Annotated in this window: 11 protein-coding genes; 6 read left to right on the forward strand and 5 right to left on the reverse strand. The window is 68.2% G+C overall.

Annotated features, from left to right (window positions below; genetic code table 11):
* Positions 1-76: 76 nt before the first annotated feature.
* From glmS to OC372_RS18080, 4 genes are all read right to left on the reverse strand, one after another.
* On the reverse strand, positions 77-1,924 hold the full coding sequence (gene glmS / locus OC372_RS18065) for a glutamine--fructose-6-phosphate transaminase (isomerizing) (protein WP_029261111.1): 1,848 nt from the start codon (positions 1,922-1,924) through the stop codon (positions 77-79).
* A gap of 63 nt (positions 1,925-1,987) precedes the next feature.
* Complete coding sequence (gene coaA, locus OC372_RS18070) at positions 1,988-2,941, reverse strand: type I pantothenate kinase (protein WP_091035079.1); 954 nt, start codon at positions 2,939-2,941, stop codon at positions 1,988-1,990.
* Positions 2,942-2,985: 44 nt separating this feature from the next.
* Positions 2,986-3,864: a hypothetical protein gene (locus OC372_RS18075; protein ID WP_262003442.1), complete on the reverse strand. Its 879-nt coding sequence runs from the start codon at positions 3,862-3,864 to the stop codon at positions 2,986-2,988.
* A complete protein-coding gene (locus tag OC372_RS18080; protein WP_262003444.1) occupies positions 3,851-4,876 on the reverse strand; it encodes a hypothetical protein in 1,026 nt (341 codons plus the stop codon). The genes OC372_RS18075 and OC372_RS18080 overlap by 14 nt, the downstream gene beginning before the upstream one ends.
* Before the next feature lie 86 nt (positions 4,877-4,962).
* On the opposite strand from OC372_RS18080, the gene OC372_RS18085 reads away from it, so the two are divergent.
* The 4 genes from OC372_RS18085 (at position 4,963) to OC372_RS18100 (ending at position 8,741) form a co-directional block, all read left to right on the forward strand.
* Positions 4,963-5,907 (forward strand): Ppx/GppA phosphatase family protein, encoded by a 945-nt coding sequence (locus OC372_RS18085; protein ID WP_105711656.1) that lies wholly within the window; start codon positions 4,963-4,965, stop codon positions 5,905-5,907.
* A 35-nt stretch (positions 5,908-5,942) separates the two neighbouring features.
* Positions 5,943-6,413 (forward strand): VanZ family protein, encoded by a 471-nt coding sequence (locus OC372_RS18090; protein WP_262003447.1) that lies wholly within the window; start codon positions 5,943-5,945, stop codon positions 6,411-6,413.
* A complete protein-coding gene (locus tag OC372_RS18095) occupies positions 6,410-7,183 on the forward strand; it encodes a low molecular weight phosphatase family protein (RefSeq protein WP_262003449.1) in 774 nt (257 codons plus the stop codon). The genes OC372_RS18090 and OC372_RS18095 overlap by 4 nt, the downstream gene beginning before the upstream one ends.
* 94 nt (positions 7,184-7,277) lie before the next feature.
* A complete protein-coding gene (locus OC372_RS18100) occupies positions 7,278-8,741 on the forward strand; it encodes a polysaccharide biosynthesis tyrosine autokinase (RefSeq protein ID WP_146114882.1) in 1,464 nt (487 codons plus the stop codon).
* 25 nt (positions 8,742-8,766) lie between these two features.
* Here OC372_RS18100 and OC372_RS18105 read toward each other — a convergent pair whose 3' ends face one another.
* The gene (locus tag OC372_RS18105; RefSeq protein ID WP_105712229.1) at positions 8,767-9,852 is read right to left on the reverse strand and encodes a hypothetical protein; all 1,086 of its coding nucleotides are present in this window, start codon (positions 9,850-9,852) and stop codon (positions 8,767-8,769) included.
* Between the two features lie 328 nt (positions 9,853-10,180).
* On the opposite strand from OC372_RS18105, the gene OC372_RS18110 reads away from it, so the two are divergent.
* Positions 10,181-11,077 carry a helix-turn-helix domain-containing protein gene (locus tag OC372_RS18110; RefSeq protein WP_262003452.1) on the forward strand — a complete coding sequence of 299 codons (897 nt, stop codon included), beginning with the start codon at positions 10,181-10,183 and terminating at the stop codon, positions 11,075-11,077.
* A 195-nt stretch (positions 11,078-11,272) separates the two neighbouring features.
* A complete protein-coding gene (locus OC372_RS18115) occupies positions 11,273-11,809 on the forward strand; it encodes a hypothetical protein (protein WP_262003454.1) in 537 nt (178 codons plus the stop codon).
* Positions 11,810-11,915 lie beyond the last annotated feature (106 nt).

Consider the following 11,915-nt stretch of genomic DNA (forward strand, 5'->3'; position numbering starts at 1 on the left):
CATGCGTCGCATCGGAATCGTGCGAATGGCCTCGTCTCCGTGGAAACAAGGCCATTCGTGCGACGTGAAGACGGGACTACTCGACCGTGACCGACTTCGCGAGGTTGCGGGGCTGGTCGACGTCGAGTCCCTTGGCGGTCGCGAGTGCCATCGCGAAGATCTGCAGCGGGACGACGGCGAGCAGCGGCTCGAACATCGCGCCGGCCAGGGGGATGTGGATGACCTCGTCGGCGAACGGCAGCACGGCCGCGTCGCCCTCTTCGGCGATCACGATCACCCGGGCGCCGCGAGCGCGGATCTCCTGGATGTTCGAGACGACCTTCGAGTGCACGAGCGCGGAGTGGCGCGGAGACGGCACCAGCACGAACACCGGCTGTCCCGGCTCGATGAGCGCGATCGGTCCGTGCTTGAGCTCGCCGGCGGCGAAGCCCTCGGCGTGGATGTACGAGATCTCCTTGAGCTTGAGCGCACCCTCGAGCGCGATCGGGTAGCCCACGTGGCGACCGAGGAACAGCACCGAGCGGGTGTCCGCCATCCAGCCGGCGAGCTGCGTCACGTGCTCCTGCTCGCTCTCGAGGACCTTCGCGATCTTCTCCGGGAGAGCTGCGAGCTCGGCGACGTCGGTCGACGCGTCGGCGATCGCTCCGCGCACACGGCCCATGTGCAGGCCGAGCAGCAGCAGCGCGGTGATCTGCGCCGAGAACGCCTTGGTCGACGCGACGGCGACCTCGGGGCCGGCGTGGGTGTAGACGACGGCATCCGACTCGCGGGGAATCGTGGCGCCCTGCGTGTTGCAGACCGACAGCGTGCGTGCGCCGCGCTCGCGGGCGTACTTCACGGCCATCAGCGTGTCCATGGTCTCGCCGGACTGGCTGATCGAGACGACGAGGGTGTCGGCGCCGATCACCGGGTCGCGGTAGCGGAACTCGTGCGCGAGCTCGACGTCGACGGCGACGCGTGCCCACTGCTCGATCGCGTACTTGCCGACGAGCGCCGCATACGACGCCGTGCCGCAGGCGGTGATGATGACACGGTTGATGCCGACGAACAGCTCGTCGAGTCCGTCGAGCTCGGGGATGACGACCTGGCCGTCCTGGATGCGTCCGCGGATCGTGTTCGCGACGGCCTCGGGCTGCTCCGAGACCTCCTTGGCCATGAAGCTCGACCATCCGCCCTTCTCGGCGGCGGCGGCATCCCACGACACGTCGAACGGCTCGGCCTCGACGGGCGTGCCGGCGAAGTCGGTGACCGTGACGGCCTCCGGCGTGATCGAGACGATCTGGTCCTGTCCGATCGACAGCGCCTTGCGGGTGTATTCGATGAAGGCGGCGACATCGGAGCCGAGGAAGTTCTCACCCTCGCCGAGTCCGATCACGAGCGGGGAGTTGCGGCGGGCGCCGACCACGAGACCGGGGTGGTCCTGGTGCATCGCCAGCAGGGTGAACGCGCCCTCGAGACGGTTCACGACGCTGCGGAAGGCCAGCTGCAGGTTGCCGCCGTTGCCCGCGTACTCACGCCCGAGCAGGGCCGCCGCGACCTCGGTGTCGGTCTCGCTGCGGAACACCACGCCATCGGCGAGCAGTTCCTCCCGCAGGGCCGAGAAGTTCTCGATGATGCCGTTGTGGATCACGGCGAGCTTGTCGTCGTCGGCCAGGTGCGGGTGCGCGTTGACGTCGGTCGGTCCACCGTGCGTCGCCCAGCGGGTGTGACCGATGCCGGTCGACCCGTCGGGCAGCGGCGCGTCGGCGAGCGAGTCGCGCAGCATGGCGAGCTTGCCCGCCTTCTTGCGCATGCCGAGCGAACCGTCCCCGTCGATCACGGCGACGCCCGCGGAGTCATAGCCGCGGTACTCGAGGCGGGCAAGACCGGCGAGAAGGATGTCCTGGCTGGGGCGCGGGCCCACGTATCCGACGATTCCACACATGGGATCAAGAGTAAGGCGGGTTTTTTGCGAGTCGTCCGTACATTCTCCCGCCCCGAACGGCGCTCAGAGTTTGCGCAGCAGCACGGTCTCCACGTCGTGATCCGCGCCCTTGCGCAGCACCAGTCGCGCACGGTGCCGCGTCGGCATCACGTTCTCGACGAGGTTGGGCATGTTGATCTCATTCCAATATCCGAGTGCCGTGGTGATCGCCTCCTCGTCCGTGAGGTGCGCGAACACGTTGAAGTAGGACGACGGGTTGGCGAACGCGGCCTGGCGGAGGGCGAGGAAGCGGTCGACGTACCACTTCTCGATGTGCGAGGTGTCCGCGTCGACGAAGATCGAGAAGTCGAAGAGGTCACTCACGGCGACGTCGTTCGGCGCGGGCGGCGGCTGCAGGACATTGAGGCCCTCGACGATGACCACATCGGGACGACGGACGACGACGTTGGCGTCGGGCACGATGTCGTAGCGCATGTGCGAATAGAAGGGAGCGCGCACCTCGGTCGCGCCGCTCTTGACGTTCGTGAGGAACTCGATCAGCGCGCGGCGGTCGTACGACTCCGGGAAGCCCTTGCGATCCATGATCCCGCGGCGCTCGAGTTCGGCGTTCGGGTAGAGGAAGCCGTCGGTGGTGACCAGCTCGACACGCGGAGTGCCGGGCCAGCGGCTCATGAGCTCGCGCAGCAGGCGCGCGATGGTCGACTTGCCGACCGCGACCGACCCGGCGACGCCGACGACGAACGGGGTGGTCGTGTCGTCCTCCTGGAGGAACGACGACGTGGCCGCCCCCAGTCGCTTGGTGGCCGTGGCGTAGAGACTGAGCAGACGGCTCAGCGGCAGGTACACCTCGCGCACCTCGGTGAGGGAGAGCCGGTCGCCGATGCCGCGCAGCTCCACGACCTCGGTCTCGGTGAGCGGCTGCTCGAGTCCGGCGGCGAGCCGGGCCCATTCCGCGCGGCCGATCTCCCGATAGGGCGACAGCGGCAGCGTGGGGTCGACGGTGGTCACGGAGTACATCGTATCCGGGCGCGAGTAGTCTCTTTCCGTGCGCCTGGGAGTCCTCAGTCTCCCTGCTCGATAACCGCGAGGAATTCCTCAACTGCTCCTACTGCTCGCCGCCGCTGAAGCAGATCCCGATCGGGTGCCGCGACGAACGCGGCGAAACTCGCGGGCCCGATCTGATCCACGTCGGCGAACAAGTCACGCAGGTCGAGTAGCGCTGCTCGCGTCTCTTCCCGATACGCGGGCCGTTTCATCACCGCTTCCGCGGCTCCTCGCGGCCCACCCGGCCAGTTCTCGATGATCCACACGATGTCGTATGCATCCTTGGGCTTGTCTCGTCCGACCAGCGCATCTTTCTTGGCGAGCAGAAACGCGAGCGGACCCGTCACGCGCAAGGGGATGGAGAGTTTGCCCTTGCCCTCGGGCAGAGTCACCGCACGCTCGACCGTTTCGACATCTTCGACGAGCACATTTCCTGCCTTCAGGCTGAGAGCAGACAGCTTCCCGCCGAAGTTGTGCTTCGCTGTGGCATTTCGAGCTGCCGGCGGTCGGTAGGCCCTCCCCGGAGGCCGTTCCGAGGATGCCGGGCAGAAGAACTCGAGCGTCATACGCAGACCGTCCTTGCGCACCCAGCGGAACGACTGCTCACTCTGTTCGAACCCGATCCCTGTGATGGCGCTCTCCAGGCGTTCATACTCGGCGGTATCCCCTTCCACCAGAGCCACGCTCAGGCATAGATCGAGATCCGTAGTCCCGATGTGCGCCTCAGCGTCCTGCGCAAGCACAGGGACGAGCAGCGTGGGAACCAGGCCGCCGATGACAATGAGGTGCTCGCCAGCAAAGCCGCTGGCGCGAATGACGTCTGCCAGTTCTCCGAGCACAAGGTCCGTCGTGGTCGCATCGTATTGATCGATGCGACGTCCGTCAGGGACGTTCAAGGATTCTCTCCTTCAACAGCGAGGCGCCGTCAGCGTACCTGCCACCCTGACGCATCAGGTCCAACCAGATCCTGCTTTCCGGTGCGACGAAGGCGCCGTCGATCTCGGTGCGCGAGAAGGTACCCACCTTCCCCGTATCGGGCCACAGCTCCAAGTTCGCCCCCCTTCCTGCTTCGTCCGCATCCAGCACCGGCAGTCCCAGGAGACCGAGGACACCGTCCATGTCTGAACCATCGACCCGAACTCTCGTGACCACAGAAGTCGTCACGGGAACGCGGCGGAATCGTGCTCCGACCGTGGAGGTGACCGCGTAGGAGATCTCCGCCTTCTGCGCTGCTTCGTGAAATCTCTGCATCAATTGCACTTCGTTCGCGGCGTACATATAGGTGAAGGCGCCCGTGGGAAGCCGCAACCTGCTTTCCGTGGCGCCGAGCCATTCGAGCAGACGCTCGCGGTCGACCACAACACGCCGCTTCGATGCCCCCACCCCCAGCGCCTGTACGAGCTGCTCGCTTTCGAGGAGGTCGAATACGTTGTGCGCCTGCCCCATGGAGACTCCCGCTTGGGCGGCGAGCGCGCTCACGCTCCATCGGTGGCCTCGTTCTCCTTCGATGAGAAACTGGGCTGCGCGCACGCCCACCGGACCGAGCACCCGGCCGGTGCCGACGTCGAGCGTCCGCGAAGGGCGGCGGCCCTGGCGATCGATGTGGATCAGCACATCGTCGCGCTCGAGATGCAGGGCACCTCTCAGGTCCCACCAGGCGAGTCCTTCATCTTCCAGCGCGACGCGCTCGTCGTCGGGAATCTGCGCCCCGAGGACCAAACCGATCGCGCCCGGTGTCACGGCATCCACGATCCCCGGCGGCAGTTTCGAGGCGCGCTCCACGAGCCAGAGCGGCCACTGCCGATCATTCACCTGAATCCAAGGGCGAGAGCCGCGATTGATGACCTCCACGCCCGGCAGACCACTGGAGGTCATTCGACGGTCCGCGAGGTTCACGACTACCTTCATTTCTACTCCTCTTTCATGGTGTAGTGAATATCGTCACAGAATGAAACTACCAGCCCCCTGTATCCGGGCGCGAGTAGTCTCTTCGCGTGCGCCTGGGAGTCCTCGACATCGGATCCAACACCGTCCACATGCTGGCGGCCGACGTCCGCCCCGGTGGACGTCCGCTCGCGACGACGAGCGACAGGACGGTGCTGCGCCTCATGCGCTACCTCACGCCCGACGGCGCGATCTCGGAAGAGGGCGTGGTCGCGCTCGAGGCCGCGGTCGCCCAGGCGCGTCGCGTCGCCGAGACCGAACGCGTGGATGCGCTGCTCGCGACGGCCACGAGTGCGGTGCGCGACGCGCGCAACGGAGCCGACGTGATCGCCCGCATCGAGGCGGCTCTCGGGCAGCCGCTGCAGGTGCTCGACGGTGAGACCGAGGCCGAGCTGACGTTCCTCGCCGTCCGCCGCTGGGTCGGATGGTCGGCGGGGCAGCTGCTGCTCCTCGACATCGGCGGGGGCTCGCTGGAGATCGCCGCGGGCGCGGAGGAGATGCCCGATGCCGCGGCATCCGTCCCCCTCGGTGCCGGACGCATGACCGTGCAGTTCCTGCCGAACGACCCGCCCGGCGAGGCCGACGTCGAGAAGCTGCGCACCCACGCCGCCGCGACTCTCGCCACGGTCCTGCCCCAGTTCGCCGCGCTGCCCCGGCCTGACCACGTCGTCGGTTCATCGAAGGCCATCCGCTCGCTGGCACGGCTGGTCGGCTACCCGGCGCCCGGGTGGTCGGGGACCGAGCGGATGCTGCTCCCCCGGGCCTCGCTCGGCTCGTGGATCCCTCGGCTGGCGCGGCTACCCGCGTCGGCCCGGCAGGAGCTCCCCGGCATCACCCCGGATCGCACGTTCCAGATCGTGGCCGCGGCGGTGTCGCTGCATGCCGCGATGACGGCGCTGAAGGTGGAGGAGCTCGAGGTGTCGCCGTGGGCGCTGCGTGAGGGCGTGCTGCTGCGCTACATCGAGCAGCTGAGCTGGAGCGACGCCCGAAGCTGAGAGTCGCTCCGGGGCGCCGCGGCTACCATGACGGGATGTCCTCCGCCACCGCTGCCCCCGTCCGCGCCGGGGCTGCGACGGCACGGGTCGCACTCGTCGGCTACCTGCTCTTCATCGGCTTCACGGTGTGGCTGCCGGCGAACGTCTCGGCGAAGGTCACCGGTCTCGTCGGCGTCATGGCACGGTGGGTCTCCGACGCCGGCATCGCTCCCTACTATCAGAGCGCCGTGGTGTTCGAGTTCCTGGCGAACGTCGCTCTCTTCGTCCCCGTGGGGTTCCTGCTGCCGTTGGCCTGGTCGCGTCTGCGGCTGTGGCAGGTGGTGCTGATCGGCGCCCTGATGAGCGGGCTGATCGAATCGGTCCAGGGGCTGATGCCCTCGCGCTTCCCCACGATCTCCGATGTGATCGCCAACAGTCTCGGAACGCTCGTAGGCGGGGTGATCGCGGTGCTGCTCATCCTGATGCTGCCGTCGCGGTCGGCACGGAGCCCTAGGCTGGTGGCGTGAACCCGCAGCACGACGATGGACCGCCGGCCGGCATGAGCCGCCGGGAATGGCGCGAACGACAGAAATCCGCCACCGCCCCGGAAGCACCGTCCGCACCCGTCGCCCCCGCATCCGCCCCCACGGAGGATGCCGCCCCCCTCGCCGCGATCCTGGGCGCAGCGGCGTCGGATGCCCCCTCGTCACGCCTCACGATCCTCACCGTGTGCACCGGCAACATCTGCCGGTCGCCGCTGGCCGAGGTCATGCTGCGGGCCGACCTCGAACCGCTCGGCGTGTGGGTCCACAGCGCGGGCACCCATGCCCTGGTAGGTCACGGCATGCCCGAGCCGGCGCTGGAGCTGGCCGCGCAGGCGGGCGTCGATCCCGCGACGGCATCCGCCCACCTGGCCCGCTACCTGGTCGAGCCGCTTCTCGAAGACGCCGACCTCGTCCTCACCATGGCACGCGAGCATCGGTCGCACGTGGTCAAGATGATGCCGAACCGACTGCGTCGCACCTTCACGGTCCGCGAGTTCGCGCGCCTCGCATCGACGGTGAGCACCGACGACGCCCGCGCTGCCGCCGATGCGGCCGGCTCGTCGTCGCACGAGCGGTTCGCCGCCGTGCTGCGTGCCGTCAACGATCAGCGCGGCGTCACCGCCTCCTCCGGGGATGATGACGACGTGATCGACCCCTACCGGCGGTCGCGTGAGACCTACGCCCGGTCGGCGGCGGAGCTGACTCCCGCGCTGGTCGAGGTCGAACGAATCGTGCGCGCCGCCCTCACGTGAGCCGTGTGCGCCTCCGGCGGCGGGGTGTTCGCCGTATGCTCATTCTCATGTCTGCATCCCGGCCTCCCCGCGGGATGTGCGAGGGGATGAAGAGTTGGAACTGAGAGACTACGCGCGCATTCTGCGCGCGCATTGGATCGTCATCGTCGCGGCCACGCTGGTGGGTGCGGCCCTCGCGTTCGGCTGGAGTTCCCTGCAGCCACGGGTGTACTCGGCCGACACGACAGGCATCGTGACGGCCGTGGGCGGAGACGGCACGAGCGGTTCCGCCCTCGTGGGCAACCAGCTCGCCCAGAGCAGGGTCAAGTCGTACCTCAATCTCGGTTCCTGGCGGGCGGTCGCCGAGCATGCGATCGACGAACTCGACATCGACGCCTCGCCCGACGTGCTGGTGAACCGGGTCACGGTGACGAACCCCGTCGACACCACCGCGCTGAAGGTCACCGCCACCGGGCCGACGCCCGAGTCGGCGCAGGCACTGGCGCAGGCCTGGCTCGACGGCATGGCGATCGAGATCGAGAAGCTCGAGGGCGGCACCGCCGAGACGCCGGCGGCGATCTCCCTCATCGTCGGTGACTCCGCGCGCCTTCCCAGCACCCCGTCGTCGCCGAACACGCGACTGAACGTGATCATCGGCGCTCTCGCCGGTCTCGCCCTCGGTCTCGTCTATGCGTTCGTGCGGCACACCGTCGACCGTCGCGTGCGTCACCCCCGCGACATCGAGCGCGAGACGGGCGTCTCCGTCATCGGCACCCTCCCGCTCGAGAAGTCGATCGCCGGCGAGCGACAGGTGATCGACTTCTCCCTGGAATCGCAGCACGGGGTGTCGCACCACCTCATCGAATCGATGCGCGAGCTGCGCACGAACCTGCAGTTCATCGACGTCGACAACCCGCCGCGCGTGATCGTGGTCACGAGTTCCGTGCCCGGAGACGGCAAGTCCACCGTCTCGGTCAACCTCGCCTCCAGCCTCGCCGCCGCCGGACAGTGGGCCATCCTCATCGACTGCGACCTGCGCCGCCCGGTCATCGCCGACATCTTCGGGATGTCCCACGACGTCGGCCTCACCGATGTGCTCGCGGGTCGGGCCGAGCTGCAGGATGTGGCGCATCGCCCCTCCCGCGACATCCCGCTCGCCGTCGTCGGCGCCGGGCGCATCCCGCCGAACCCCAGCGAGCTGCTCGGGTCGCAGCGGATGCGCGACTTCCTGGCGGAGATCAGCAAGTCGGCGATCGTCATCCTCGACTCGCCACCGGTGCTGCCGGTGACCGACGCCGCGGTGCTGGCCGCGAACGCAGACGGCGTGCTGATCGTCGTCTCGTCCGGGAAGACCACCTTCGACATGCTGCAGCGTGCGATCGACAACATCACGCGCACGACGGGTCGGGTGCTCGGCGTGGTGCTGAACCGTGTGCCGCGCAAGGGTGCGGAGTCGGCGTACTACGGCCGCGAGTACTACGGCGCCTACGAGCGCTACGCGAAGGACGGCGCGGACAGCGAGAGCACTGAGCCCGACGCCGCGCCCGGTGTACGCCGGCGCGGCACCGCTCAGGTCTGAGTCACCGCTCGGTCTGCGGCCCCTCTCAGGGCTGAGTCGGCGGCAGCAGGATCCCGTCGGCGATGAGCACCTGCACGGCCGTCTGCACGATCGTCACGGGGTCTCCGTCTGCGGGCTCTCCGTGCATGGTCACCACGGCGTCGACGAGCTGAGCGAGCGTGCTCCCGCCGGCGGCCGCGCTCCAAATGGTCGGGCCGATGCCGTCGAGGACGTGCACCTGTCCCCCGGTCGGCGTCCGCCGCAGCACGGCGACACGGGAGTCGAGCACCAGCTCATCGACGGTCTCCGCGCGGCGGTACGCGTCCGCGGCTGACGCGTCGACCACGGGTGCGGTGCGGGCGATGATCGGCGGCACCGGAGCGGGCTCGACCGCGAGCAGATCGTCGATGATCCCGTCGATGCCCGCCACCTCCCGGTAGCGCAGTCGAACCGCACCGCCGGTGGCTTCGAGCAGCGCAGCGATCCGCTGCAGGGGTGCCGGCCCGTCGGAGAGATAGCTGGTCTGCGGTCCCAGCAGAGCCAGGGCGTCCGCGACGTCCAGCAGTTCGACCTCCGGCACCTCCGGGCCCTCCGGCGAGCGATCGATCACGACGATCTTCGCCACCCGCAGCTCATCGGGAAGCGGGTGCGCGCCGCCGATGCTCGACAGCGCGACCTGAGCCTTGGGAACGGCATCCTGTTCGATGATCGACAACGGCTTGCGGTAGGGCACCACGCGACCGGTGTCGTCGATGCCGATGGTCTCGTCACTCACATACGCGTAGCGCTTCGAGAGGTGGCGCGCCGCCGTCGTCTTGCCGGTGCCGGATGCCGCACTGAGGACCACGACGCGACCGTCGTCAGTGGCGAGACCGGCAGCATGCAACATCCAGATCGGGTCGTGTCGGCGGTGCGCGAGGGCTTTGATCGTGACGTCGGTCGAGAGCGCGGAGAGGGCTGCGGCATCCTCCGTGTCGGCCGGAACCACGGCGACCGCATCGGCGACTCGATCGCCCTCGTAGCGGGCATCCGCCCAGGCAGCCGCGGCGCGAGCCCGGAAGTCGTCGTCGCGTTGGGAGGCGTCGATCTCGATCACCGCTCCGACCGCGTTGACGAGGAGGCGATCGGGCATGCCAGCAAGCCTATCCACGTTCGCCGACTCGGCGAGCCGCGGAGTCGGCAGCACAATGCGCGCAGGAACAACGCACATTGCGCGCTTTTCGTCTATTCGTCGGATTTTCCCTGACGGGCGCTCTACGGTGGCTCGCAGTGAGGCTCCTGGGGGATGCAGATGAGTTTCGTGTCGTCTCACTACACGAATTCGAGATCTGCATTGACAGGAGGTCCGGGATGATTGAATCTATATTCAATACACCGCTGTATCGGGGCTTCGGCTTCGAGGCCGCACCGATCGCAGAGGCGCTACTGCCGCTCGCTGGCACCCTGAAAGGGGACGTCTCGTGAGTCATTCCCACGCTCAGGTCATCGACGACAGAGAGCTCGCGAAGCACGGTGTCCGGCGGGTCGGAGACCGCCCTGGACTGCGTTCCCGGGAGCGCGCCTCCGGCGGTGTGCGCCTGCTCAGCACAGGCGGAGGGACCTCCGAACTCCACGTGGACACCGTGAGCTCGTACCCCGACCACGCCGTGTTCGCGTTCGTCGAAGCGCAGGCGTTGTGGTCACGTCTCGAGGGCGAACCCTGGGTCGAGACCGACGGCGGTCTCGTCGTCGCCGCGCACGGCATCACACGCCGGTTGCGGTGGGCCGGACAGTGGCGCTTCGTCGCCGCACTCGTGCCGCGCTCGGCCATCGCCTCGTTCGTGCCGTCGCTGCCTCCCGACGCGACCGTGTTCACGGACCGCCGGCTCCTGGACACCTCGATGCAGCAGTTCGTCGGATGCCTGCTCGACGCCGACGACAATGCATCGGCGATCGAGCAGTACGCCATCGAGCAGTTGGTGATGGAGATGTGCGGCGCGGTGCTGCTCGACCGGATCGGCGGGGTCAGCGGGCAGGGCTCGCCGCATGCCGTGCTGCGTGAGCGGGCGATCGCCGTGATCTCGCAGCAGTGCGGTGACCCGTCGCTGAAACCGTCGCGCGTCGCGCATGAGGTGCAGTCGTCGTTGCGGCAGCTGCAGCTCGTCTTCTCCGAATCCGGCAACAGCGTCGCGGCGGAGATCCGTCGCCAACGCGCGCGGCTGGCGCACTCGCTACTGGTCGACAGTCGCTACGACGTGCTGAGCATCGACCAGATCGCGCAGCGCGCCGGATTCCACTCTCCGATGAGCATGCGTCGGGCACTCGACGAGGCCTATCAGGCCACCCCGCGCACCCTGCGCTCCTCGCGCCGGGCATAGCTCCGCGCAGCCAGAACGCACAGATCGCGCAGGTTGAGCGCACCCTGCGCGTAGTTCACCGAAACCCCCTTCCTCCCCCTCTTCCTCTCCCTACTTTGATGACCACGAAGAGGCTCCTGGGGGATGCAGACGACGTGTCGCCTCTTCACGACACCGCGGGAAACCGCATCTGCATCGAACAGGGAGGGCACTCACGTGACCGAAGAAATCCAGAAGAACAAGGGCATCTCGCGGCGCACCATCGTCAAGGGCGCGGCGTGGTCGGTCCCCGTCATCGCGGCAGCCGTCGCCACGCCGCTCGCTGCGGCCTCGGTGCTGAACGACGACCTCGTTCCCGCGCTCAGCGGTCCGATCACGCTGAACCTCGGTCTCCTCGCGTCGGTCAACACCGTGAACACGCTGACGATCACCAACAACGGTACCGACGCCTCGCCCGCCGGTGCCACGGCCGTCGTGCAGTACAACCCGGGCCTGCTGAGCCTGAACATCGCCACCGTGGCCGGGGTGTCCATCGGTGGGGCAGACGGCAACTACACGCTGACGCTCCCGTCGATCCCCGCCGGCGGCAACATCGTCATCGGCCTGGGCACGACGCTCGACTCTCTGCTCAACGTCGGGCTGCTCACCTCGCTCCTCGGCGGACCGCAGCAGGTCATGTCCGCGACCGTCACCGGCGACTCGGTCACCGGCAACAACTCGACCTCGCAGAACGTGGGCATCAACCTGCTCTGAGCGGATCTCGATGGGAGCGCCGGGCCCAGCACCGACGCTCCCATCGTCGCTCCGGCCACCGCCGATGGTGGCGGCAGGGCGACGTGCAGCACCGAGCGGGCGGATC

Origin of the sequence: Microbacterium sp. Mcb102, assembly GCF_024519805.1 — a bacterium.
Taxonomy (GTDB): Bacteria; Actinomycetota; Actinomycetes; order Actinomycetales; family Microbacteriaceae; genus Microbacterium.